A 22,706-nucleotide genomic window follows, 5' to 3' on the forward strand; every position below is an offset into this window, starting at 1 on the left:
TCCCCTTGCATGTTATTCTGTCATGGCTCGCCCGGGATTTTTAGGGTGTAATGAAGCTCACCCCGACCCCGCCCCCCGCAAAACTTCCCCCCGATATCGAAGGCCATCCGATGCGCGACCAGTTCTCCAACACGCAAGCGATCCGCAAGCCCGCAATCACCTCCAAGGGCGGTATCGTCGCCGCACAATCTGGCAGGGCGGCGCAAGTCGGCGCCGAGGTGCTGGCCGCGGGCGGCGACTGCGTCGACGCTGTCATCGCGACCACCTTTGCGCTGGGCGTGCTGGAGCCCTGGATGAGCGGGCTCGGCGGCGGCGGCGCGATGGTGCTCTACCGGGCGCGGGAAGACCGCTATGAAGTGATCGACTACGGCATGCGCGCGCCCGTCAGCCTCCGGCTGGAGGATTATCCGCTGACCGGCGACGGCGCGGCGTCGGATATTTTCCCTTGGCCGCGGGTGAAGGACGACCGCAATATCCATGGTCCCGGCTCGATTGCCGTGCCCGGCGTGGTGGCCGGCATGGAGGAAGCGCACCGCCGCCACGCCAAACTGCCGTGGAAGGAATTGCTGGCGCCGAGCGTCAAGCTCGCCGATGCGGGCCTTGCCGTCGACTGGTGGACCACGCTGATGATTTCGAGCGCGGCTGCGGATCTGCGGCGTTATCCCGCCAGCGCCGCCGCCTATCTGCAGGATGGCCTGCCGCCGAATCCGCAATGGGCCATCAAGGCCAAAGTTCGCATGCCGCAGGACCGGCTCAAGGCCACGATGGCGCAACTCGCCAGCGCCGGCCCGCGCGACTTCTACGAGGGCGATCTGGCGCAAAACCTCGCCGCCGACATCCAGGCCGCTGGCGGCGCGCTGTCGGTCGAAGACCTCAAGCCGTTCCGCGCGCATCTGCGTGAGCCACTGGCGATCCCGTATCGCGGCGGCAAGGTGTTCGCGACACCAGAACTCACCGCAGGTCCAACGCTTTCGCGCACGCTCGGTCTGTTGCAGAACGATCTCAAGCCCGCGCGCGGCGGACCGGATGCGGCAGCCTATGTCGCCTATGCCTCGGCGCTGCAGGCGGCCTATCGTGAGCGGCTGAAGGGCATGGGCGATGAAGACGGCAGGCATTCGCTCGGCGCGGAAGCGCTGGCGCCGGCCTGCACCACGCATTTCTCGGCGGTCGATCGCGACGGCAACATGGCCGCGGTGACGCAGACGCTGCTCTCGTCCTTCGGCTCCAAATTCGTATCCAGCCAGACCGGTATCACCATGAACAACGGCATCATGTGGTTCGACCCGAGCCCGGGCGCGCCGAACTCGCTGGCGCCCGGCAAGCGCTGCCTGACCAATTACACACCGGTGCTGGCGCAGGCTAGTGATGGCCGCCGCGCTGCCATCGGCGCGTCCGGCGGCCGGCGCATCCTGCCGGCGGTGAGCCAGCTGCTGTCCTTTGTGATGGATTACGGCATGGACCTCGATGCGGCGATTCACCAGCCCCGCATCGACGCCAGCGAAGGCGCCGTCGTGATCGGCGATGTGCGCCTGCCGCAGGCCGCACGCGAAGCGTTGCGCGCGCGCTTCGACTACGAGGAAGCCCGCATCCAGACCCTGCCGATGAAATTCGCCTGCCCCAGCATCGTGCTGCGCGACGGCGACACCAACAGCGGCGCGACCGAGGTGTTCCAGCCGTGGAGCGAGGCGGTGGCGGAGGGGTGAGACGGCCATTTGCGAGACGGCAATGTGGTTGAAGAGGAAAGTGCGGCAATCAGGACGCCGCACTTTCCGTTCATATCGTATCTACACCTGACGCGGCCGCCTCCCGAGAGGCTGAACGCACGTGTCTACCGTGGCTGCGGCTCGATCGTTACGGTGCAGTCGCCGCCTTGCATTGCGACCACGATTTGTCCATCGGATGCACCCAATGCGATCGGGTTCGTTGCCCCGCCGCCGCCCGGCGCACGAACGGTGACGCTGATCGAATCCTGCGGTGCGGTCGAACCAACTGTCGTGGGCGAGACTTCGGTGACATTGCCCGCGGTATCCCGGCGCATGATACGGCAAGGCGCACCGCCGGCCTGGGCCATAGCGTCGGCCGCACGTCCACTGCCGGTCTCACCGCCCGCGGCGCGAATGCGCGACGCGTCTCGCGGGACATGGCTTACGATCCGCTGCGTGCCGGGTTCGATGATCACGATTTCCTCTTCGGTCGTGAAGTAATCATAACCGCGGTACGCCGGCTCAATCGCGACGATGGCAGCCGGCAGCCGTTGGACACGCACGTTCCGCGGAATCCGTTCGCCGACCCGGATCGCGACGTTGAGATTGCGCTGCGGCGGCGCGAGCCGCTCGCGAGTCAACGTCTCGGAAATGCGAACCTGCCTGTCGGTCGAGATCCCCGACTGCTGGCTCTGCGTCTGGCTGGTCTGGGTCTGTGTGCGCGTGGTTTCACTCGCGGCGGCCGGCCGATCCTTGCTCTGCTGAGCAGCATCCTTTGAGGGTTCGCCACGCTGATCGCGGCTCGGCTCTTTCTGCGTGGTGGTCGTGCCCTCGCGCTCCTTCTGCGACGCCGCAGTTCCGCCCTTGGTCTTCTCGGATTCGACGCTGGACTTGCCGCCGGTACCGTCGCGCTTCATCTCGGCGCTGCCCTTGGCGTCCTTGCCTTCTCGACCTCCTTGACGTGAGTCCTGCGCGCGCGCTGCTGGCCGTGCGTCTTCACCGCGTCCACGCTTGCTGTCATCGCTCGCGGCCGTCGGACGATCCGCCCCGGGCGTCGCAGCCTTGCCCTTTTCCCCGGCCTGCCGGGAACCGGTTCCCCTTTCTTCGCGACCCATCGCGCCTTGAGCCTTCTGTTCCCCACCCTTCGCGCGTTCTTGCGCGCGCTCGGCGCCGCGTTCTTGCGATGCAGCACCTTTGCCGGCGCCGCTCGGCTGCATCTGCTTCGGCTCCTCGCTTCTTCCCGTTGGGGCCTGCCCATACGACAGACCCGGTGCCAGCATCAGGCAAACAATTCCAGTCGACAACAATAGCTGCTTGCGCATCCTGACCTCCTCAAACTTGGCCCTGCGCAAGCGAACGCTGGCCGGGGATGGAAGGTTCCGTCCAAGGCGAGTTCCGTCCGAGGCGAGTGGTATGACTCTTTAGTCGATCGAAGGTTAGCGGCCGCCGCGCCGCTACATGCCCAGCCGGTCCCGCATCCGCCCTGCCACGACAGCGGCAGTGACGCCGATCGGCCAGAACGCGTGCAGCGGCATCGGCTTGATACCAGTAACGGGCATGTCGATCGCGGCATTCTTGCCGCCGACGAGACGACGTGCGAGCTGCGCGCCCATCGCGGTCGAGAGCGCGACGCCGCGGCCGTTGCAGCCGAGCGAGATCAGGAGATTTTCCGCCGGCTCGTGCACATGGGGATAGTGATCGGGCGTGATCGCGAGCCGGCTGTTCCAGCCGTGCGTCCATGTGGCGCCTTTCACGCCCGGCCATAGGCGTTCCGCGTAGCGGATGAGATAGGCGACATCGGCAGGCTTGCTGATCCAGCGCATTGGCCCGCGACCGCCCATCAACAAGCGATTGTGCGCATCGATGCGGTAATAGACGGTGATGTGGCCGCTCTCGTACAGAACAGAACGCGTCGGCATGATCGCGCGCGCCACCTCCTCGGGCAAAGGTGCGGTGGCGGCGATCGAGGAGAACACCGGAACGATGGTGCGGCGCAGGCCCGGCCACAGATCATCGGTGAAGCCATTGGTCGCCAGCAGCACCTTTTCGGCGCGCACGATTCCACGCGGCGTCTCAATGTGCCAGCCGGCGCCTTCACGCGACAGAGAGAGCGCCGGCGTCTCGCCATGAACGACCGCGCCCGCCGCGATCGCGGCGCGCGCCAGACCGCGCGCGTAGCTCAGCGGATGCAGGTCGCCGCCGCGATTGTCCAGCATGGCGCAGAGATAGCGGTCGGTCCCGGTCATCTCCCGCATCTGTTCGCGGTTCAGCAGCGTCACCGGCATGCCGCGGCGGATGCATTGTTTTGCGGTGTTTTCGATTCCCGCCGCGCTTGCTTCATTGTAAGCCGCGCGCAGCGTGCCGTTCTGCCGCGCCTCGCAGGGGATCTGGTAGCGGCGGATCAGGTCGAACGTGTAGTTGGTGGTGCCGTAGGAAAACGCGATCATGCGGCCGCCGAGCTCAGTGCCGAAATCCGCCTCGATCTGGTCAGGGTCGTGCTTCAGCCCCGGATTGACCTGCCCGCCATTGTTGCCCGACGCGCCCCAGCCCGGCTGCTGCGCTTCCAGCACGATTGCGTTCACGCCCTGCTCGGCCAGATGCAGCGCCGTCGACAGCCCGGTAAAACCGCCGCCGATGATCGCGACCGAGACATTTTTGTCCGCATCGAGCGGCGGCGCAGGCGTCGGCGTCACGGCCGTATCGGCATAGAGGCTTGGCGGCAGTGGCAGCGAGACAGGTGAACTCATGGACAAACGACCGGAGTTTAGAGCGGATGCAGCACGCGCCGTAGAAAGTCCTGCGTGCGCGCATGCTGCGGCTGGTTGAGGACTGACTTCGCCGGCCCCTGCTCGACGATCACGCCGCCGTCGATGAACAGCACGCGGTCGGCGACGTCCTTGGCAAATGCCATTTCATGGGTGACGACGACCATGGTCATGCCGTCATCGGCGAGTTTTCGCATCACGCCCAACACATCGCCGACCAGTTCGGGATCGAGCGCCGAGGTCGGCTCGTCAAATAATATCGCCTTCGGCTGCATCGCGAGCGCACGCGCAATAGCGACGCGCTGTTGCTGTCCGCCCGACAGTTGCGGCGGGTGGACATCGGCTTTCTCCGCCAGCCCAACCCGCGCCAGCAGCGCGCGGCCGCGCTCCAGCGCCTCGGCGCGCGGCTCCTTCTTCACATAAACGGGGCCTTCGATGACGTTCTCGAGCGCGGTCCGGTGCGGAAACAGGTTGAAGCGCTGGAACACCATCGAGACCTGGGTGCGGACCGAAACGATCGAAGGCGCATTGCGATCGACCTTCGCGCCTTCGACAAGGATGTCGCCGCTGTCATAGCTTTCCAGTCCGTTGATACAGCGCAGGATGGTGGATTTACCCGAGCCCGAGGGACCGATGATGCAGACCACCTCGCCCTTCTCGACCGACGCCGTGATGCCCTTGAGCACCTCGACCTTGCCAAAACTCTTGTGGACGTTGGAGAGCTCGATCATTTCTGGCCTGCCCGCTTTTCGAAGTGACGGACCAGAAGGATGAGCGGGATGCTCATGGTGAGATACATCAGCGCAACAAGCGTGAACACGCTGGTGTTCTTGAAGGTGGAGGACGCGATCAGCTTGCCTTGCAAGGCGAGTTCGGCGACCGTGATGGTCGAGGCCTGGGACGAATCCTTCAGCATCATGATCATCACGTTGCCATAGGGCGGCAGCACGATTCTAACCGCCTGCGGCAACACCACGCGGCGCATGGTCAGCCACCAGCTCATGCCGATCGCCTGCGCCGCCTCAATCTGGCCCTTGTCGATGGCTTCGATGCCGGCGCGAAAATTCTCGGCCTGGTAGGCCGAGTAAGCGATGCCGAGACCGAGAATCGCCGCCTGCAGCGCCGTCATCGTCAGGCCGAATTCCGGCATCACGAAGTAGAGATAGAACAGCAGCACGATGATCGGGATGCCGCGGATCACGTTGATCACGCCGGCGCTGAGTCCCGTGAGAAAGCCGATACCCGATACGCGCATCAGCGCCCAGACCAGGCCGAGCATGGTCGACAAGACCAACGATCCCAGCGTGACGATAATCGTCAGCGCCACACCGCTCATCAGGATCGGCAGGAACTCGACAGTATCGCGCCAGAAGGCCTGCATCAGGTCCCCTGCGCCTTCAGGCCCCATTTATCGAGGATCTTTTCCACCGTGCCGTTCGCCTTCAGCTTCGCCAGCGAGGTGTTGATCTTGGCGAGCAGTTCGATATCGCCCTTGCGCACGCCGATTCCGACCGCGCCTATGGTGGTCGGCTTGTAGCTCTCGACGATGCGCGCCTCGGAGAAACCGCCCTGCTTGAGGTTGTAGGCAAGGATCGGGTAGTCGGCGAAGCCGGCCTTGAGCCGTCCGGCGTTGACGTCGCGCAGAATATCCGGGATCGTGTCGTAGGCCTTCACCTCACTGAACAGTCCGGACTTCTTCAGCGCATCGACGAACGCCGTTCCGACCTGCGCACCGACCACCTCGCCCTTCAGATCGTCCTGCTTGGCATAGGTCCTGGTGTCGCTCTTCGGCACCAGAAGTCCCTCGCCATAGCTGTAGAACGGTTCGGAGAAATCGATCACTTCCTTGCGTGCTGGCGTAACGAACATCGCCGCCGAGATGATGTCGATCTTGTTCGAGGTGAGCGAGGCGATCAGCGTCGAGAACTGCATCGGCTCGATCTGAACCTGGAAGCCGGCATCCTTGCCGATCTCGGTGATGAGATCGACCATGATGCCCTGAATGCTGTTGGTCTTGGTCTCGAGGAAGGTGAAGGGCACGCCGGTCGGGGTCGAGCCCACTTTCAGCACCTTTTGCGCGGATGCCGGCATCGCGGCGGTCAGAACAACAGCCGCCATCGCGGCCTGGACGAGACGTTTGAGAGCCATGGCACCACTCCTGGATCGAACACCGCCGCCCGCGTCAGACCAAAGAGTTGCGGGAAACGCCGTTCCGGCCTATTTTCACCATTATGAAATTGTGGTCACACTTGCCGCGGCATTGCAAGCGATTTTCATGCACATGAAGGAAGCAGGTCTGACGTGAGCGGTGGCAAGAGAATTAAAAAGCCGGCGCCCAAAGCCAAGGCAAGGGCCGCGGCAAAGACGGCGCGCAGGCCGAAGGCGAAGGCTGTCGCGAGGCCGGCCGAACCCGCGATGGACCTCGCCGTCGGCCGGCGCATTCGCGACCTACGCCGTGAACACAAACTGTCGCTGGAGACGATCGCCGCGCGCACCGATCTGTCGATCGGCTTCCTCAGCCAGATCGAGCGCGGCCTGTCATCGCCTTCGCTGCGCGTGCTCGCAACGCTGGCGGACGTGCTCGGTGTCGGCATCGCTGCGCTGTTCGGCTCGCGGCCCAGCGACGATGCGGCTTCAGGCGGCGTGGTGACGCGCCAGTTGCAGCGCGCCGAACTGAAACTGTGGCGCACCGGCATTTCAAAGCAATTGCTGAGTCCGGCCGGAACGGAAAGCCGCCTCAACCTGTTTCTCGTGCACCTGGAGCCCGGCGGCAACACCGGCGACGAACTCTACACCCATGACGGCGAAGAGGCCGGCCTGGTGCTGGAAGGCGAGATGACGCTGACCGTGGATGCCGAGACCTGGTCCCTCAAGCGAGGGGACAGTTTTCGCTTCGCCAGCCGCCGCCCTCACCGCTTTTCAAATCCGGCGGAAGATGCGAAAGCGGTCGTGCTGTGGGTGAACTGCATAACGGCGGCGTCATGAGCGACGGTCTGGAACAACGAATGGATCAAGCCCGGGATGATTGGAGCCCGCACAGCGCACATTGGGGCGCATTTTCCGCGCGATGGAACGGCGCGACACTGGATATCAGGCCTTACGAGGAGGATCCTGCGCCCTCCTCGATTTTACAGAACTTCACCACCGCGATGCGCCACAAGGCCCGCATCCTGCGGCCGATGGTGCGCAAGGCATGGCTGGACCGGAGCGCATCCGTTGAGCGCACCTTCGACCAGAAATTCGTCGCTTGCCCCTGGGACGAAGTTCTCGATTTGCTTGCGAATGAATTGTCGCGGGTCCGAACCGAATATGGCGCCGCCGCGGTCTACGGCGGCTCCTATGGCTGGTCCAGCGCCGGACGTTTCCACCACGCGCAGAGCCAGGTCCATCGCTTCCTGAACATGGCATTCGGCGGCTATGTGCGTTCGGTGAACAGCTACAGCGCCGGCGCGTCGGCCGTGATCCTGCCTCATGTCCTCGGCGGCTACGAAGACGTCTCGCGCCGAAACGTAACGTGGGATCAGGTCGCCGAGCATACCGATACGGTGCTGGCGTTCGGCGGCATGGCGCTGAAGAACTCGGACGTCGCAAGCGGCGGCATCAGCTGCCATATCGAGCGCGACGCGATGCAAAAGGCCGCGCGCCGCGGCGCGGTCTTCTACGGCATCGCGCCGTTGCGCGATGACCTGCCGGAAGAAGCCGGTGCCCGGTGGTTGCCGATCAAGGTCGGCACCGACGTGGCGCTGATGCTGGCGCTCGCGCACACGCTGCTCGTCGAAAACCTGTGGGACAGCGCGTTTGTCGCGCGCTACTGCACCGGCTTCGACATCTTCGAACGCTATCTGCTCGGCCGCGACGACAACACGCCAAAGGACGCAGCATGGGCGGCCGGCATCACCGGCATTCCCGCCGCCACCATCGTCGACCTCGCCCGCCGGCTGCCGCGCGGGCGCACCTTGATCACGGTCTCGCATTCACTGCAGCGCGCGCAATATGGCGAGCAGCCGGTGTGGATGGGCGCGGTGCTCGCGGCCATGCTCGGCCAGATCGGCCTGCCCGGCGGCGGATATAATTACGCGCTCGGTGCGCTCGGCCACACCGGCCGCCGCTTCAACGCGGTTCCGATTCCGACGCTGTCGCAAGGCAAGAATAGCGTCAGCGAATTCATCCCGGTCGCGCGCGTTGCCGACATGCTGCTCAATCCGGGCGAGAGCTTCGAATACAACGGCCGGTCGATGCGGTATCCCGACATCAAGCTGGTCTATTGGGCGGGCGGCAACCCTTTCCATCATCACCAGGACATCAACCGGCTGCGGCGCGCCTTCAATGTTCCGCAAACCATCGTCGTGCACGAAAGCGCCTGGACGCCGATGGCGAAATTTGCCGACATCGTGCTGCCGGCGACGATGACGCTGGAACGCGACGATATCGGCGCCGCGGGCACCGATCCAAGGCTGATCGCAATGCGCAGGGCCATGGACCCAGTCGGCGAAGCGCGCGACGATTTCGATATTTTTGCCGCGCTGTCGCGGCGATTGGGCGTCGAACATGCTTTTACGGAAGGACGCGACACCAGGCAATGGCTGGCGCATCTTTACGAGCCGACGCGGAAGGCGCTTGCCGAGGCCGGCTGCGATGCGCCTGATTTCGAAGAGTTCTGGCAGCGCGGCGAACTCGCGCTGCCGTCGGCCCCCGATGACGGCGGCTTTCTGCGCGCCTTCCGCAACGATCCCCTCAACAACAAGCTGCCGACGCCAAGCGGCAAGATCGAGATCTATTCGAAAACCATCGCGGGCTTCGGTTACGACGATTGCCTAGCCCACCCGGCCTGGCTACCCTCAACCGAACCGCCGGATGCACGCCACCCGTTGACGCTGATCGCCAACCAGCCGGCGACGAGGCTGCACAGCCAGCTCGACTTCGGCGCCTACAGCCAGTCGAAAAAAATTGCCGGCCGCGAACCCGTCCGTCTCAACCCTGTTGATGCGGCGCGCCGCGGCATCGCCGACGGCGACATCGTCCGCCTGTTCAACGATCGGGGCGCCTGCCTGGCTGCCGCCGTTATTACAGACGACGTCATGCCCGGCGTGGTGCAATTGTCCACCGGCGCCTGGTACGATCCGCAAGCAGGTGTGGCCGAACATCCGCTCTGCGTCCACGGCAATCCGAACGTGCTCGCCCGCGACATCGGCACATCGCGGCTCGCGCAAGGCTGCTGCGGTCAGGTGACGGTGGTCGAGTGCGAGAAATATACGGGAGCGCTGCCCGCCATCCGCGCCTTTGATCCTCCCGAGCAGGATTGATGCAGAGGCAACGACGACACCCGCATACCGGCTGTCCCGCGCACCGGGGAACATCGTGAAAGAATTTAGACATACCCGAATGAAATCGAAAATCCGAACTTAGGACTGTCGATTCAGACGCCGTCAACACCCGAGGTCTACGCTTCCCAGGAGTTCGTATGGATACGTCAGGAGCTGAGCATGCCGAACCGAGGGAAACACGGGAAAGCACGAGCCGCAGCCGCCGAGACCAGAGAAGATATCATGAGCTCGGCGGCCTTAAGCACCATGAGCGCGGGCGCCGTAAATGCCATGGCGGCAGTAGGCGCCGCCGTCATCAAGCTGCACAAAGAGCCCATGGACAAAGAGCCGGAATGGTTCTGGCACCTGTTCGCGAAGTGCGAAGCCAAGGCCGCACGTATCGCCGCGCAGGCCGCGCGCGCCCCTCGCTCCAATGGCGACGCCACATTCATTGAGGTCTACGCCAGGACCTTGCCGAAGCTGATGAAGACGGCGCTAAGCGCCCGCGAACAAGCACTGCACTGAGTGAAACTCGGCGCGTCCCGCGCCTCCTGCCAGTTGTGCTCGTCCGCCCGTCACCCAAACCGGTGATCGTAGCGGCTCACCGTGAGTTCGCTCACGTCGATCTCAGGCTTCCGCCCCGACATCAGGTCCGCCAGCACCCTCCCCGAGCCACAGGCCATGGTCCAGCCAAGCGTGCCGTGGCCGGTGTTGAGATGCAGATTGTTGTAGCGCGTGGCGCCGATGACCGGCGGCCCGTCCGGCGTCATCGGGCGCAGGCCGCTCCAGAACGTCGCCTTGCCGAGGTCACCGCCGCGTGGAAACATGTCGGTGAGGGAATGGTCGAGCGTCGCGCGCCGCGCCGCATCGAGCCGGTTCGAATAGCCTGAGATTTCCGCGGTGCCGCCGACGCGGATGCGGTCGCCGAGCCGCGTGATCGCAACCTTGTAGCTTTCGTCCATCACGGTGGATACAGGCGCGCCGGCGTCATCGATGACCGGGACCGTGATCGAATAGCCCTTCACAGGATAGACAGGAACCGGAATACCGATGGGCTTGAGCAACCGCGGCGTCCAGCTGCCGAGTGCCGCGACGTAGGCATCGGCTTGCAACAGCCCGACGCTGGTGACGACGCCCGTAATCCTGTCGCCGTCCGCGACCACGCGATCGATGCTGGTATTGAACCTGAACTGCACGCCGAGCTTTGCTGCTTCCTTGGCGAGCGCCTGCGTAAACATATGGCAATCGCCGGTCTCGTCCTGCGGCAGCCGCAGTCCGCCGACGAATCTTTCCTTCACCGCCGCCAGCGCCGGCTCCGCACCGATGCAACCTTCGCGATCGAGCACCTCGTAAGGGACACCATATTGCTTGAGCACCGCGATATCGCCGCCGGTACTGTCGAGCTGCTTCTGCTTGCGGAACAGCTGCAGCGTGCCCTGGCTGCGCTCGTCATATTTGATACCGATCTCGGCGCGCAGCGCGCGCAAGGAATCGCGGCTGTATTCGGCGATCGGGATCATCCGACGCTTGTTGACGGCGTAGCGCTCTGCCGTGCAGTTGCGCAGCATCTTCATGCCCCAGATCCACATCACGGGATCGAGCTTGGGCCAGATCACCAGCGGCCCGTGCCGCATCAACAGCCATTTGATGGCTTTCACCGGCACGCCGGGGCCGGCCCAGGGCGAGGAATAGCCGGGTGACACTTCGCCGGCATTGGCGAAAGAGGTTTCCTGCGCGGGCTCGGACTGGCGGTCGACGACCGTTACCTCATGGCCGGCGCGTGCCAGATAATAGGCTGTCGTGACGCCGATGACGCCACTGCCGAGAACGATGACTTTCACGATCCCTCACGCAATTCGCCGCGGCGTTCGCGCCGCGGCCCGCTCTGAAGCCCGGCTCCGATTGAATCGGAACCGTGCTCCAGGTTTATGTCTTGACGCGTTTTCTTCACGCGAACCGGGGGTCCACTTCGCTTGAAAACGCTATGGCTTCCTTGCGAGCAAGGATCAGGCCACGCGCTTGATGGCGTCGCCGAGGATCGAAACCATGTCGTCGATATGGCTTTTCTCGACAATCAAGGGCGGCGACATCGCGAAGGAGTCGCCGCTCATGCGGAAATAAAGCCCGCGATTGAAGCAATCCACCATCACGTCATAACCGCGTGCGCCGACGCCGTCGTTGCGCGGCGACAGCTCGATTGCGCCCATCAGGCCGACATTGCGGATGTCGATGACGTTCGGCAGGCCCTTGAGCGAATGCAGCGCATCGCGCCAATATTCAGCCAGTGACGCTCCACGCGTGAGCAGCCCCTCGTCCTTGTAGATGTCAAGCGTCGCAAGGCCCGCCGCGCAGGCGACCGGATGCGCGGAATAAGTGTAGCCGTGGAACAGCTCGATCGTGCCCTCGGGGCCGTTCATCAGCGCGTCATGGATCTTGCGGCTGGCGAAAACCGCGCCGCAGGGCACGGTGCCGTTGGTGATGCCCTTGGCCGTCGTCATCATATCAGGCGTGACGCCGAAATAATCCGCCGCGAACGGCGCGCCGAGGCGGCCGAAGCCGGTGATGACCTCGTCGAAGATCAAGAGGATGCCGTGCTTGGTGCAGAGCTCGCGCAGCCGCTGCAGATAGCCCTTCGGCGGCGGCAGCACCGCGGTCGAACCCGGCACCGGCTCGACAATGACGGCGGCGATGGTGTCAGCACCATGCAGCGCCACCATCCGCTCAACATCGTCGGCGAGTTCGGCGCCGTGCTCCGGCTGATCCTTTGCAAAGGCGTTGCGGGCGAGATCATGGGTGTGACGGATGTGGTCGACGCCAGGCAGATGGGTCGCAAAGGCGCGGCGGTTCGCCACCATGCCGCCGACCGACATGCCGCCGAAGCCGACGCCGTGATAGCCGCGCTCGCGGCCGATCAGGCGCGTCCGCGTCCCCTGTCCGATGGCGCGCTGATAGGCGAGCGCGATCTTCAGCGCAGTGTCGACCGACTCCGAACCCGAATTGGTGAAGAAGATGCGATCGATCCCCTTCGGCGCGATCTCGGCGAGCCGCTCGGCAAAATCGAACGCCAGCGGATGGCCCATGTTGAACGAGGGCGCGAAGTCGAGATTCATCAACTGCCGTTCGACGGCCGTTGCAATCTGGCGGCGGCCATGGCCGGCATTGACGCACCAGAGGCCGGCCGAGGCGTCGATCACCTTGCGGCCGTCGACGGTCGTGTAGTGCATGCCCTCGGCGGAAGCGAACAGCCGCGGCGCTTTCTTGAACTGCCGGTTGGCCGTGAACGGCATCCAGAACGAATCGGTTTGCAGGGTGTTCGGCTTCTGATGAAGGGTCACGGGTAGCTCCTGTGCTGGCAGCTCAAGGTACCACCGGGCCACGCTCGGGAAGGCACAACAAGTCCTTTTCTTCGCTCCTGCAACCCATTGATTTTGCTAGCCCCGTTGGGGCATATTTGTTCGATCCGAAACACTTGCAACAGGGATTTTCGATGAGTGTCGATATCGGTGGGCGACTCCGCTTCGTTCGCGCCCGGCACAAGCTGTCGCAGCGCGAGCTGGCGAAGCGCTCCGGCGTGACCAATTCGACGATCTCGCTGATCGAATCCAACCAGATGAACCCCTCCGTCGGCGCCCTCAAGCGCATCCTCGACGGGCTGCCGATGGGGCTCGCCGAGTTCTTCGCGATCGAGCCGGAGCGGCCGCGCAAGGCGTTCTACCGGTCCGACGAACTGACCGAGATCGGCAAGAAGCCGATCTCCTTCCGCCAGGTCGGCGACAATCTGTTCGGCCGCAGCTTGCAAATCCTGAAAGAACGCTATGAGCCCGGCAGCGACACCGGCCGGGTGCCGCTGACCCATGACGGCGAGGAAGGCGGCATCGTGGTCTCGGGCCGGCTCGAGGTGACCGTCGACGACGAGCGCCGTATTCTCGACCCCGGCGACGCCTATTATTTCGAGAGCCGCCGCTCGCACCGCTTTCGCTGCGTCGGGGGCAAAGCCTGCGAAGTGATCTCGGCCTGCACGCCGCCGACGTTCTGAGGGAGCAAGCGTATTCTTACAAATCCGCTGCGCTTGAATAGCGCGCGATATGGTTGCGAATTCACCAGGTCGGCGGACATGAACCTCGCGACTTGAACCGCCAACCGCAGATGTAGCGAAATTACAATTGCGCAAGTTTGCAACTTGTGGTTCTTGTCACTGTTCGTTGTAAATTGGGTTTGTTATGCGGCGTTTTGTATCGTGGGCTTTGGTACTCTGCCTTGTTGCTCAGTTCGGTGGATGCAAATCCTCGACGGTTTCCGAAGTGGCGCTTGAATCTCAGCCTCAATCTAATCAGCCTCAATCCAAGCCGCGGGATACGCGGCTCGCGAGATTGTATTTTCTGCGCGAGAAGGGACTTGTTGGCACTGAAGTTGGAATCAAGATCGATGGCAAGCCGGTTGGTTCGGTAGCCAAAGGATTGTATTTCTTTTCAGACAGACCGCCCGGACGGTACCGGATCGCCTGCGTGAATCCGATCTCTATGGATTATGAAACCGAAATAGAAATTGAGGGTGGACGAACCTACTATTTCGGCGTCGGGACACCGCAGGTGTCTGCGCCCGGTCAAAATCTTCTCAATCAGGCGGTCGCTGGCAGCACCGGACGACAAATGCCGGCTACGTCCCCGCTTATGGCAGGCTTTTCTGGTGCTGCCCCTCTATCAAATCGATGCAGCAGAAGGGCCTGCCGTCATCAGTCAGTTGAAGCCGCAATAGCGGCACAAGCGGCCGGCACCTACATGAATCCCGAAGACCACGTCCGCTATGCGCTCGATTTTTCCGCGCGGCCGGCGCCAAGACTCCGATCTACCGCCTGATGTTCTGCAACCTGCATGCGGTCGGCTTTCCGCCAAGGCCGTATGCGCTCGCGGCTTACCTGTCGCTGCTGGAGGAGGAAGCGCCCGGTGCGCCCTGGATGATTGCCGGCGTCAGCGCCGATGTTCGTCCCCTGATCGCCGAGACGGCCAGGCGCGGCGGCCATGTTCGCGTCGGCCTCGAGGATGCGCCGCTCAGCATCAAGGCGAGCAACCTCGAACTGGTTGAAGAGGCGGTGAGAATGGTGCGCGAGCACGGCGGCAAGCCGGCCACGCCAGCCGAGATGCGGCAGGTGCTCGCCGCGTCCGCGTGAACGGCGGCGCTACTTCGCCAGCGCGCCGGAAAGCACCAGCTCCAGCTCCTGCCTGACATCTTCGAGCGGCTGGACGCTGCGCGCGGCCCGGCACATCGCGACTGTGCCTTCCAGCGACGCGATAACGAGTGCCGCAAGCCGCCGCGCGCGCGCGGCGGTAACGCCTTCGCGCCGCATCGCCGCGATCATGATTCCTTGCCAGTCGGCGAACACGCCTTCAGCCAGATCGAGCAAACGCTTCTGCGCCGCTTCATCCCGTTTGCCGTCTTTCTCTGTCGCATCGTTGACATACTGCTCGACCGCGACCGCCAGCACCGGGCAGCCGGCCTGGAATTTCGATCGCTCCAGCGTCTGCCGCCACAGGGCGATGAAGGCGCGGAGCCCGCTGATCGCGCCGTGTTCCTGCGTCAGATGCCTGAGCGGTCCGCTGACCTGGCTGCCTGCAAACACCAGCGCGTCCTCGATCAGTTGCTGCTTGCCGCGCGGAAAATGATGGCCGATCGAGCCGCGCGGCGTGCCGGTATGGCGCACCACGTCGCGCATGCTGGTGGCATTGACGCCACGCCGGCTCATCAGGTCGGCGGCGCCTGCCACCATTTTTGCGCGGGTATTGGACGACATCGGAACTCCCCTTGAGTCGCCCCACCATAGAATATGACGCTTGACATAGCCAGCCTGCTCGCACTATGCCAATCGTCATAATCGGCAGCGGGAGGTAACGATCGATGACGTTTATCCATGTGATGACGCCGCAGGGGCGACTGACTGCCGATCAGCGCCGCGTGCTGGCGAAAACCCTGACCGATGCCGTGCTGGTGCCGGAGGTCGGCAAGCTCACGCCGGAGGCCCGCCGCGGCTATCAGGTGCATTTCGCCGAGCGCCCGCTCGACATGATCGCGCACGGCGGCGAACTGCTTTCGGACAGGCCAAGCGACGTCATGCTGCTCGATGTGGTGGTGATGGACTGTTGCTGGACGCGCGAGGACCGCGCGACCGTCATCCGCAACATCCATACGGCGCTCACTGAGGCCTGCGGGATGAAGGCGCCCTCGCCGGGCTGGTGGATCAATTTCCGTATCATCGAGGAAGGAAGCTGGGGCTCGCGCGGCGGCGTGCTGTCGTTCCTCGATCTGCTCGAACACGGCGCATCGCACTTTTCGCCGGAACGCACTGCTGCGATCCGCACCGCGCTTGCCGTCAAATACGAGCGATAACCGCGCGGTAGCATTTGAGACATCCTGGACAGAGGAAACCAATCATGAGTGCCGAAGGAACAATCCGCACCGAGACGCATGATCGCATTTTCAAGATCATCATCGACAACCCCGCGAAGAAGAACGCGTTCTCGCCCGCCATGATGGAGCAATTGTCGGATGCGCTGACCGAACTGCACAACAACGACAGCCTTTGGGTCGGCGTCATCTGCGCCGAGGGCAAGGATTTCACCGCCGGCCTCGACATGCCGAAATTCTTCGGCCCCAACGCCGAGAAGCGAAACTTCAAAGAAGGCAATGTCGACGTATTCGGCCTGCAAAAGCGCTGCAAAAAGCCGATCGTCACCGCAGTCCAAGGCATCGTCTTCACCATCGGCATCGAACTGATGCTGGCGGGCGACATCGTCGTGGCCGCCGATGACGCGCGCTTCTGCCAGATGGAATCCAAACGCGGCATTGCGCCGTTCGGCGGCGCGCATTTCCGCTTCCTGTCGCGCACCGGCTGGGGCAACGCGATGTATCATCTGTTCCTGTGCGATGAATTCACGGCGGCCCGCGCCCGCGAGATCGGGCTGGTCCAGGAGGTGGTGCCGGCCGGCCAGCAGGTCGAACGCGCGATGGCGCTCGCTGCGATCATTGCAAAAAATGCGCCGCTCGGCATTCAGGTCACCAAGGAGGCTGCCGCGAAATATGTCGAGCATGGCGAGAAGGCCGCCATCGCCTACATTCCGACCGTGCGCGAACGCGTATTGAACAGCGCCGACGCCCGCGAGGGCATTCAATCCTTCATCGAGCGGCGTGCCGCGGTGTTTCAGGGACGGTGAGACGAACGTGAAATCGACCTCCGGAAAACAAGAGGAACTGGCGAACCTGCTCGTGCAGGCGCGGCGCAACGTCAGCCAATTCTCCCTGCCCGATGATCTCGTGCCGGATACGGCCCTTGAAGCCTATGCCGTGAACCAGACCGTGGCGGAACGTCTCGGCTGGGAGCCGCTGGGCTGGAAGATCGCCGGCACGACGGACGCGGTGCGCGGCAAGCTCCAACTGGAGGGACCGATCTACGGCAGGACGTTCCGCCGCTTTGCCTGCGCTTCGCCTGCGCGTTTCAAGGCCGCCGAGTTGCTCGACCCGCTGCTCGAATGCGAGTTCTTCGTCACGCTCGCGCGCGACCTGCCGCCGAGAGACGCGCCCTGGACGTTTCCCGAAACCATCGAGGCGATCGCCGAGGTTCATGCGGGCATCGAAGTGGCGGAATGCCGCTATCCGCGAAAGGCCCTGCCGCCGCTGCCCGGCATTCTCGCTGATGGCAGCGCGTCCGGACGCTACGTCTTTGGTGATCGCATCGAGACCTGGCGCGAGGGACTTGCGTCCGTCCCCGTGCGGCTTGAGGTCGACGGCGCGCTGCGCTGCGAGGGCATCGGCGCCGACGTCATGGGCGATCCGCTGCGGCCGCTATGGTGGCTGGCCGAGCAGCGCCGCCAATGGGGCGACGGACTTCGCGCCGGCGAGACGATCTCCACCGGCTCGATGACGGGCATGCTGCCGATCCGCGCCGGCCAGCATGTCCGCGCGCGGTTCGGCGACGTGGCGACCATCGAGATTACGATCGATCTGTAACGCGGCTTCTTACCAGGACGGCACCTGAACCCAAACGTAAGGGCATGCGACTTAAACGGCGGGGACCGCGTTTCACCCTGCCCGAGGGTCGGGTGGATCGATCCGCCAGGCGCGGCGCACGCCTTGAATCTTCATCCGGTCAAAATCGATTTCAGCGCATCGCGCTGTTCGATGATGTAATCGAAGAACGCGGCAATACGCGGCACGCGGCGGATATCGGGATGCGTCAACAGCCGCCAGCTTCGCGTCAGCTCCGGAACCGGGCCGAGCACGCGGACCAGATCCGGCTCCGCATCGCCGAGCGCCGTCGGCAGCGGCCCTAACCCTGCGCCGGATTTCACCGCGGAGACCAGGCCGAGCACGCTGTTGTTGCGCACGGGCATCCTGGCCTTGGGTGCGACGTCCTTCAGCCACTTCGCGGCGCGGTGACCGGCCAGCGTCTCGTCGAAGCCGATGAGAAGATGTTGCGACAAGTCTTCGACGCGGTCGGGCTTGCCGTGGCGCTCGATATAGTCGCGGCTGGCATAGACGGCCCAGAGGGAATCCGCGATCTTGCGGCCGATCAGCTCGTCGTCGGTATCGCCGGAGCGGAAGGCTATGTCCACCTCCCCCTTCGACAGGTCGAGATAGCGGTCGCTGGTGATGAATTCGACGCGCAGATGCGGATAGCGGGCGTGAAACCGCTCTATCAGGCCCGACTGCGTCATGCGGATGACGATCGGCTCCGGACAGGTGACGCGGATCGCGCCCTTCATGTCCTGCTCGACATCGGTTGCCCGCCGCTCAAAATCCCCGACCGCGGCCTCGATGCGTTCGGCAAAGGGTAACAGCGTGGTGCCGTATTCGGTCAGGCGATAGCCGCTCGCCTGCCGGGTCGCCAGCGCCTGCCCGAGCCGGCGCTCGAGCTCCTCGAGCCGGCGGTGCACGGTCGATTGGCTGGTGCCGAGCGCCTTGCCGGCGGCAATCGTGCTGCCATGGCGCGCAACGGCGAGGAAATGCTTCAAATCATTCCAGTCGAACATGCACCCATTATGCACTTCTGGAGCGGGCCCGCGCAATCCTGCGGCTCCCGCGGCGGGGCTGCGCCGCCTAGGCTATTGGCGTCGAAACCGCGTGGCGACTGGCCAGCACAGGGAGCAACAAAATGCGCAGCAATCTCGTCCCGGGCATCGCCCTGCTTGCCGGTCTCGGCGCCGGCGATCTGGCATGGGCGCAACAGCACGGCGCCGCCGTGCCCGGTACCGCCAAGCCCAATATGGTGCTGCAGCAGGTCGTCGAGGGATTGCCCACCGACAACAAGCAGACCGTGCGGGTCATGACGGCAACGTTCAAGCCGGGCGACAAGACCGTCTATCACAGCCACCGTTTTCCGGTGACGGTCTATGTGCTGGAAGGCGCATTCACCCTCGAACTCGAGGGCCGCCCGCCGCTCACGGTCAAGGCCGGCGAAGCGATGGTGGAGCCGCCCAAGGTGCCGATGACCGGCTATAACCGCAGCGCCACCGAGATGACCAAGGTCGTCATCTTCTATGTCAGCACCAACGATACGCCGTTTCTCGACATGATGTCGCACTAGAGCCGGCGCACAGCGGGGTCGATGGCTTTCGCATCCAGCCGTTTGCGGTTTTGTTCTTTCCGAAAAGGATCTCGATAAAATGATAGTGCAACCTCGAGCGCTTTTGTTCTCCGCCGCGGTGCTCCTGCTTCCGACAACGCAAGCCGCCGCGTCCTGTATCTTGGCCGGATTTTCCGGCGCGGCTTCTATCTGCGGGGCTGCGTCCGTAACGGGCTATTCCACGGGGCAAATGAACCAGACTGCAACTCCGCTCCTTACCCAGGAAAACAGCACGGGAGTGTCCGTTGGTGCGTCTGGCGGAGGGCCGGGCATTGGAGGATTTGCGAGCGCCACAGGGACCTTCGGCACAGTAAAAATGTTCACTTCGTCGTTTACTACTTGGGACACGGGGATAAACACTGCTGCGTACGCGCAGGCCGACATCGGCTTCCTCGATGGGTTCACGGTGGGGCCAACTTCTCTTAACGTTCACTTCGAGTCGTCCATCAGCGGTACGCTACTTGGCGGTGTAGCGGCTGGTTACGGCCACTTCGACTTACTCAACCTCAGCACACGTCAATTCGTTGTCTACGACAAGAAGCTATTCATATACTCGGGCAATCCGGTTTCCTCGTTCAGCTATGACCTGACGCTTCAAGCCGGCGCGACTTACGTTTTCGATTGGTCGATGCAAGCGGAGGCCCGTTCTATAACCGACAGATATAGCTTCTATCCCTCCGCCTTGGCGGACTTGAGCCATACCGGTCGCCTGACAATTGATGTGCTCACACCGGGGGGAGCCTTAGCTTTCTCAGCGGAACGGATTACAGATCGTCTCCTCCGGTATCTGGCGTCCCCGAACCTTCCACCTGGGCCATGCTTGTTCTCGGCTTCGCAGGCATCGGCTTCACGGCGTATCGCCGGAAGTCGAAAGCTGCATTGATGGCCGCCTGATCCACGGTCATCGAATTGAGAGCCGCCATCGGGCGGCCTTTTTCCTTCGCGAGCCTTCCAAGGCGTGCGACGCCACTGCGCATAAGGCCGGCGGACGGCCGGGTGATATGGCATGCCCGGGCTTCGTAGCGAGAATAGCCCGGACAGGAAACCAGTTGCGATGTAAAACGTAGCTCGTGGGCATCGACAACGGAGCAACCCATGCGCGCCATCATCCTGCTTCTCGTGTTTCTGTTCGGCCTCGCCGCGCCCGCCACAGCCGACGACGTTTCCGCCGCGCAAGGCGTGATCCGCGCGCAGGAGCAGGCATTCAGCCGCGACGATGCCGCAGCGGCCTATTCGCATGCCGCCCCCGAGATCAAACAGCTCTTCCCGCAGGCCGACATCTTCCTGCAGATGGTCCAGCAAGCCTACCCGCCGGTCTATCGCCACAAGAGTTTCGAATTCGGCGAGGCGCGCGCGGCCGGCGGCCGGATCGCGCAGCGCGTTCATATCGTCGACGACAATGGCGAGGCGTGGGAGGCGATGTACACGCTGGAGCAGCAGCCGGACGGCAGTTTGAAGATTACGGGATGTTCACTGCTGAAGGCCGGGCAGTCGGCCTGATCTCCATCGCTAGAAGAATTCGTCCAGGAACTCCGCGGCCTGGTCCGAGACGCCGACGATCTTGTTCGTTGCCTGACGATAGAATTTGAAGCTGAGTTCGGTCTGGGGTCGACCGTCATCCCAGTCGCTGAATCGTTTGAGTTCGCTCCGCCCGAGCGGCCGCTTCGCGAGGGCGGTGCGTCTGATGGCGATGCTCACACGCGGAGTTTGCCTGACTATGCCGCGCCTCTTTGCAATCGCCTGGGCTGAGGTGACAATGCCGCGCGCGATGAGGCCTCGCCCGCCCTCGTTCTCGCTTGCGAACACAAAGACCGTGTCGCCTTCGGCGATATGTTTGCCGCCATACATCGTCTTTTGCGCGATGAACGAGAACGACTTGGCGCGCGGATCGTGGATTTCGGCTTTGATCGCGAACGGCATGATTGCCCTGCCAAGTTTCCGGGATCGGCCCTCACGCCACCGCCAGCCGCTGCCGGGCGCGCATCAACAGCAGCAGCATGATGCCGATATTCAGCGCGTTCCACGCCAGCCCGTTGGCGAAGGCCGCGCCGTAGGAGCCGTAGGCGTCAAAGATCGCGCCCGAGATCCATCCGCCGAACGACATGCCCAACACGGAAGCGAAGATCACGATGCCTACGCGGGTCGCGGCCTCGGAGGCCGGCATCGCCTCGCGCACGATGATGGCGTAGCTCGGCACGATGCCGCCCTGGAACAGGCCGAACATCGCAGAGATGATGTAGAGCGAGGTCAGGCCGTCGAAGAACAAATAGAACAGCAGCACGGTGCCCTGCGCCACCGAGCCGATCAGCAGCGTGCGGATGCCGCCGATCTTGTCGGCGAGGAAGCCCGAGCCGATCCGGCTGATGATACCGAAGCCCAGCATCAGCGACAGCATTTCGGCGCCGCGCGCCACGCCATAGCCGAGATCGCCGCAATAGGCCACGATATGAACCTGCGGCATCGCCATTGCCACGCAGCAAGCAATGCCGGCGAGCCCCAGGATCGCGGTCAGCGCATTGGTGGAAAGGCGCAGGTCGACGCGCGGCGGGGACGCATTCTCGTGGTCGCGCTGCGCGCCGGCCCCCATCAGCATCCGCAAGGCGATCAGCGCCAGGGCCATCGCCAGCGCCGTGAAGATGCCGATCGCGATGTGGGTGGCGCGCCACTGATAGGTCTGGATGCCCCAGTTCACCAGCGGCGGCCAGATCGCACCGCCGATGTAATTGCCGCTGGCGGCGATGGCGACCGCGAGCCCGCGGTAGCGGTCGAACCAGTGCGAGGCCTCCGCCATCAGCGGGCCGAAAGTGGCCGAGGAGGAAAGCCCGATCGCGAAATGCACCAGGATGAATTGCCAGATCGAGGATGACATTCCCGCGACGACATAGCCCAAGCCCAAAATGCCGATGCCGAGCCCGATGGCGGTGACGATGCCGTAGCGGTCGGTGATCTTGCCGGTCAGCACCCCGCCGGAACCGAATCCGAGCATGATCATCGTGAACGCCAGCGAGGCGGTGCCGCGGCTCGCGGCGAACTCGGTCTGCACCACGGGAAGTGCGACCACCACCGACCACATGCCGACGCTGCCGAGCGAGCCGATCAGGACGGCTACGGCAAGCCGGATCCATGCCCGACGCGAGTCGGGAACGAACAGGTCGGAATCTCCGGTAAGTTCAGAGGAAATTGCCACGGCGGGCACAACTTCGTAGGCTATTTGCCTAACGTCAAGCCACATTGCCGCGATATTGGGCATGCAGATGTGATGGGGCAGCGCCTGTCGGCACCTTGGCTGAATCGGCCGCGGGTATTAGTTTCCCCGCCATGT

General features: G+C 63.7%; 23 protein-coding genes and 1 pseudogene. 13 read left to right on the forward strand and 11 right to left on the reverse strand.

What is annotated here, in order from left to right; all coding sequences use genetic code 11:
* The first annotated feature begins 110 nt into the window (after positions 1–110).
* Positions 111–1,703 (forward strand): gamma-glutamyltransferase family protein, encoded by a 1,593-nt coding sequence (locus tag C7G61_RS19650; RefSeq protein WP_108517433.1) that lies wholly within the window; start codon positions 111–113, stop codon positions 1,701–1,703.
* A gap of 125 nt (positions 1,704–1,828) precedes the next feature.
* Here C7G61_RS19650 and C7G61_RS19655 read toward each other — a convergent pair whose 3' ends face one another.
* From C7G61_RS19655 to C7G61_RS19675, 5 genes are all read right to left on the reverse strand, one after another.
* A complete protein-coding gene (locus tag C7G61_RS19655; protein ID WP_108517293.1) occupies positions 1,829–3,025 on the reverse strand; it encodes a DUF1236 domain-containing protein in 1,197 nt (398 codons plus the stop codon).
* A gap of 132 nt (positions 3,026–3,157) precedes the next feature.
* Positions 3,158–4,450 carry an NAD(P)/FAD-dependent oxidoreductase gene (locus C7G61_RS19660; protein WP_108517295.1) on the reverse strand — a complete coding sequence of 431 codons (1,293 nt, stop codon included), beginning with the start codon at positions 4,448–4,450 and terminating at the stop codon, positions 3,158–3,160.
* A 17-nt stretch (positions 4,451–4,467) separates the two neighbouring features.
* A complete protein-coding gene (locus C7G61_RS19665) occupies positions 4,468–5,199 on the reverse strand; it encodes an amino acid ABC transporter ATP-binding protein (protein WP_108517297.1) in 732 nt (243 codons plus the stop codon).
* Positions 5,196–5,849 (reverse strand): amino acid ABC transporter permease, encoded by a 654-nt coding sequence (locus C7G61_RS19670; protein ID WP_108517435.1) that lies wholly within the window; start codon positions 5,847–5,849, stop codon positions 5,196–5,198. The genes C7G61_RS19665 and C7G61_RS19670 overlap by 4 nt, the downstream gene beginning before the upstream one ends.
* Positions 5,849–6,616, reverse strand: a complete 768-nt coding sequence (locus C7G61_RS19675; protein WP_108517299.1) for an ABC transporter substrate-binding protein — start codon at positions 6,614–6,616, stop codon at positions 5,849–5,851. Before C7G61_RS19675 ends, C7G61_RS19670 begins: the two co-directional genes overlap by 1 nt.
* A 153-nt stretch (positions 6,617–6,769) precedes the next feature.
* Between C7G61_RS19675 and C7G61_RS19680 the strand changes: the two genes are divergently transcribed.
* The 3 genes from C7G61_RS19680 (at position 6,770) to C7G61_RS19690 (ending at position 10,296) form a co-directional block, all read left to right on the forward strand.
* Positions 6,770–7,453 (forward strand): cupin domain-containing protein, encoded by a 684-nt coding sequence (locus tag C7G61_RS19680; protein ID WP_108517301.1) that lies wholly within the window; start codon positions 6,770–6,772, stop codon positions 7,451–7,453.
* A gap of 20 nt (positions 7,454–7,473) precedes the next feature.
* Positions 7,474–9,771 (forward strand): molybdopterin guanine dinucleotide-containing S/N-oxide reductase, encoded by a 2,298-nt coding sequence (locus C7G61_RS19685; RefSeq protein WP_244608372.1) that lies wholly within the window; start codon positions 7,474–7,476, stop codon positions 9,769–9,771.
* A 243-nt stretch (positions 9,772–10,014) separates the two neighbouring features.
* Positions 10,015–10,296, forward strand: a complete 282-nt coding sequence (locus C7G61_RS19690; RefSeq protein ID WP_244608373.1) for a hypothetical protein — start codon at positions 10,015–10,017, stop codon at positions 10,294–10,296.
* Between the two features lie 50 nt (positions 10,297–10,346).
* Here the strand turns inward: C7G61_RS19690 and C7G61_RS19695 are convergent, their stop codons facing one another.
* Both C7G61_RS19695 and aptA read right to left on the reverse strand, forming a co-directional pair.
* Positions 10,347–11,612, reverse strand: coding sequence for a D-amino acid dehydrogenase (locus C7G61_RS19695; protein WP_108517308.1), 1,266 nt, complete (start codon positions 11,610–11,612; stop codon positions 10,347–10,349).
* Between the two features lie 165 nt (positions 11,613–11,777).
* A complete protein-coding gene (gene aptA, locus C7G61_RS19700) occupies positions 11,778–13,106 on the reverse strand; it encodes an omega-aminotransferase AptA (protein WP_108517310.1) in 1,329 nt (442 codons plus the stop codon).
* Between the two features lie 152 nt (positions 13,107–13,258).
* On the opposite strand from aptA, the gene C7G61_RS19705 reads away from it, so the two are divergent.
* The 3 genes from C7G61_RS19705 to C7G61_RS19715 all read left to right on the forward strand — a co-directional run bounded on the left by C7G61_RS19705 (position 13,259) and on the right by C7G61_RS19715 (position 14,938).
* Positions 13,259–13,807: a cupin domain-containing protein gene (locus tag C7G61_RS19705; RefSeq protein WP_108517312.1), complete on the forward strand. Its 549-nt coding sequence runs from the start codon at positions 13,259–13,261 to the stop codon at positions 13,805–13,807.
* Positions 13,808–14,141: 334 nt separating this feature from the next.
* Positions 14,142–14,627 (forward strand): DUF2846 domain-containing protein, encoded by a 486-nt coding sequence (locus C7G61_RS19710; protein WP_190241887.1) that lies wholly within the window; start codon positions 14,142–14,144, stop codon positions 14,625–14,627.
* On the forward strand, positions 14,627–14,938 hold the full coding sequence (locus tag C7G61_RS19715; RefSeq protein WP_108517317.1) for a 3-keto-5-aminohexanoate cleavage protein: 312 nt from the start codon (positions 14,627–14,629) through the stop codon (positions 14,936–14,938). The genes C7G61_RS19710 and C7G61_RS19715 overlap by 1 nt, the downstream gene beginning before the upstream one ends.
* A 9-nt stretch (positions 14,939–14,947) precedes the next feature.
* Here C7G61_RS19715 and C7G61_RS19720 read toward each other — a convergent pair whose 3' ends face one another.
* Positions 14,948–15,559 (reverse strand): TetR/AcrR family transcriptional regulator, encoded by a 612-nt coding sequence (locus C7G61_RS19720; protein WP_108517319.1) that lies wholly within the window; start codon positions 15,557–15,559, stop codon positions 14,948–14,950.
* 104 nt (positions 15,560–15,663) lie between these two features.
* On the opposite strand from C7G61_RS19720, the gene C7G61_RS19725 reads away from it, so the two are divergent.
* The 3 genes from C7G61_RS19725 to C7G61_RS19735 are packed head-to-tail and all read left to right on the forward strand — an operon-like array spanning position 15,664 to position 17,769.
* On the forward strand, positions 15,664–16,152 hold the full coding sequence (locus C7G61_RS19725) for a tautomerase family protein (protein ID WP_108517321.1): 489 nt from the start codon (positions 15,664–15,666) through the stop codon (positions 16,150–16,152).
* A 44-nt stretch (positions 16,153–16,196) separates the two neighbouring features.
* Positions 16,197–16,976 (forward strand): crotonase/enoyl-CoA hydratase family protein, encoded by a 780-nt coding sequence (locus tag C7G61_RS19730; RefSeq protein ID WP_108517323.1) that lies wholly within the window; start codon positions 16,197–16,199, stop codon positions 16,974–16,976.
* A 7-nt stretch (positions 16,977–16,983) separates the two neighbouring features.
* Positions 16,984–17,769: a 2-keto-4-pentenoate hydratase gene (locus C7G61_RS19735; RefSeq protein WP_108517325.1), complete on the forward strand. Its 786-nt coding sequence runs from the start codon at positions 16,984–16,986 to the stop codon at positions 17,767–17,769.
* Between the two features lie 131 nt (positions 17,770–17,900).
* Here C7G61_RS19735 and C7G61_RS19740 read toward each other — a convergent pair whose 3' ends face one another.
* Positions 17,901–18,791, reverse strand: coding sequence for a LysR family transcriptional regulator (locus C7G61_RS19740; protein WP_108517327.1), 891 nt, complete (start codon positions 18,789–18,791; stop codon positions 17,901–17,903).
* A gap of 122 nt (positions 18,792–18,913) precedes the next feature.
* Here C7G61_RS19740 and C7G61_RS19745 point away from each other — a divergent pair, with 122 nt between their 5' ends.
* The 3 genes and pseudogenes from C7G61_RS19745 to C7G61_RS19755 all read left to right on the forward strand — a co-directional run bounded on the left by C7G61_RS19745 (position 18,914) and on the right by C7G61_RS19755 (position 20,884).
* Complete coding sequence (locus C7G61_RS19745; RefSeq protein WP_108517329.1) at positions 18,914–19,345, forward strand: cupin domain-containing protein; 432 nt, start codon at positions 18,914–18,916, stop codon at positions 19,343–19,345.
* Between the two features lie 825 nt (positions 19,346–20,170).
* Positions 20,171–20,278 (forward strand): annotated as a pseudogene (locus tag C7G61_RS47475) (PEPxxWA-CTERM sorting domain-containing protein); the annotation flags it as partial.
* Between the two features lie 201 nt (positions 20,279–20,479).
* A complete protein-coding gene (locus C7G61_RS19755; RefSeq protein WP_108517331.1) occupies positions 20,480–20,884 on the forward strand; it encodes a DUF4864 domain-containing protein in 405 nt (134 codons plus the stop codon).
* A gap of 9 nt (positions 20,885–20,893) precedes the next feature.
* On the opposite strand, the gene C7G61_RS19760 is transcribed toward C7G61_RS19755, so the two are convergent.
* Positions 20,894–21,304: a hypothetical protein gene (locus C7G61_RS19760; RefSeq protein WP_108517333.1), complete on the reverse strand. Its 411-nt coding sequence runs from the start codon at positions 21,302–21,304 to the stop codon at positions 20,894–20,896.
* A 31-nt stretch (positions 21,305–21,335) separates the two neighbouring features.
* Complete coding sequence (locus tag C7G61_RS19765; RefSeq protein WP_244608375.1) at positions 21,336–22,571, reverse strand: MFS transporter; 1,236 nt, start codon at positions 22,569–22,571, stop codon at positions 21,336–21,338.
* Positions 22,572–22,706: the final 135 nt, after the last annotated feature.

It is taken from the genome of Bradyrhizobium algeriense (assembly GCF_003062295.1).
In the GTDB taxonomy this organism is placed as follows: Bacteria; Pseudomonadota; Alphaproteobacteria; order Rhizobiales; family Xanthobacteraceae; genus Bradyrhizobium; species Bradyrhizobium algeriense.

Excerpts from the sequence above, each read along its gene's own strand:
- C7G61_RS19665 (WP_108517297.1), bottom strand. The coding sequence starts at position 5,199 with ATGATCGAGCTCTCCAACGTCCACAAGAGTTTTGGCAAGGTCGAGGTG.
- C7G61_RS19650 (WP_108517433.1), top strand. The coding sequence starts at position 111 with ATGCGCGACCAGTTCTCCAACACGCAAGCGATCCGCAAGCCCGCAATC.
- C7G61_RS19730 (WP_108517323.1), top strand. The coding sequence starts at position 16,197 with ATGAGTGCCGAAGGAACAATCCGCACCGAGACGCATGATCGCATTTTC.
- C7G61_RS19660 (WP_108517295.1), bottom strand. The coding sequence starts at position 4,450 with ATGAGTTCACCTGTCTCGCTGCCACTGCCGCCAAGCCTCTATGCCGAT.
- C7G61_RS19675 (WP_108517299.1), bottom strand. The coding sequence starts at position 6,616 with ATGGCTCTCAAACGTCTCGTCCAGGCCGCGATGGCGGCTGTTGTTCTG.
- C7G61_RS19755 (WP_108517331.1), top strand. The coding sequence starts at position 20,480 with ATGCGCGCCATCATCCTGCTTCTCGTGTTTCTGTTCGGCCTCGCCGCG.
- C7G61_RS19685 (WP_244608372.1), top strand. The coding sequence starts at position 7,474 with ATGGATCAAGCCCGGGATGATTGGAGCCCGCACAGCGCACATTGGGGC.
- C7G61_RS19670 (WP_108517435.1), bottom strand. The coding sequence starts at position 5,849 with ATGCAGGCCTTCTGGCGCGATACTGTCGAGTTCCTGCCGATCCTGATG.
- C7G61_RS19655 (WP_108517293.1), bottom strand. The coding sequence starts at position 3,025 with ATGCGCAAGCAGCTATTGTTGTCGACTGGAATTGTTTGCCTGATGCTG.
- C7G61_RS19690 (WP_244608373.1), top strand. The coding sequence starts at position 10,015 with ATGAGCTCGGCGGCCTTAAGCACCATGAGCGCGGGCGCCGTAAATGCC.
- C7G61_RS19705 (WP_108517312.1), top strand. The coding sequence starts at position 13,259 with ATGAGTGTCGATATCGGTGGGCGACTCCGCTTCGTTCGCGCCCGGCAC.
- C7G61_RS19745 (WP_108517329.1), top strand. The coding sequence starts at position 18,914 with ATGCGCAGCAATCTCGTCCCGGGCATCGCCCTGCTTGCCGGTCTCGGC.
- C7G61_RS19760 (WP_108517333.1), bottom strand. The coding sequence starts at position 21,304 with ATGCCGTTCGCGATCAAAGCCGAAATCCACGATCCGCGCGCCAAGTCG.
- C7G61_RS19740 (WP_108517327.1), bottom strand. The coding sequence starts at position 18,791 with ATGTTCGACTGGAATGATTTGAAGCATTTCCTCGCCGTTGCGCGCCAT.
- C7G61_RS19715 (WP_108517317.1), top strand. The coding sequence starts at position 14,627 with ATGTTCTGCAACCTGCATGCGGTCGGCTTTCCGCCAAGGCCGTATGCG.
- C7G61_RS19720 (WP_108517319.1), bottom strand. The coding sequence starts at position 15,559 with ATGTCGTCCAATACCCGCGCAAAAATGGTGGCAGGCGCCGCCGACCTG.
- C7G61_RS19725 (WP_108517321.1), top strand. The coding sequence starts at position 15,664 with ATGACGTTTATCCATGTGATGACGCCGCAGGGGCGACTGACTGCCGAT.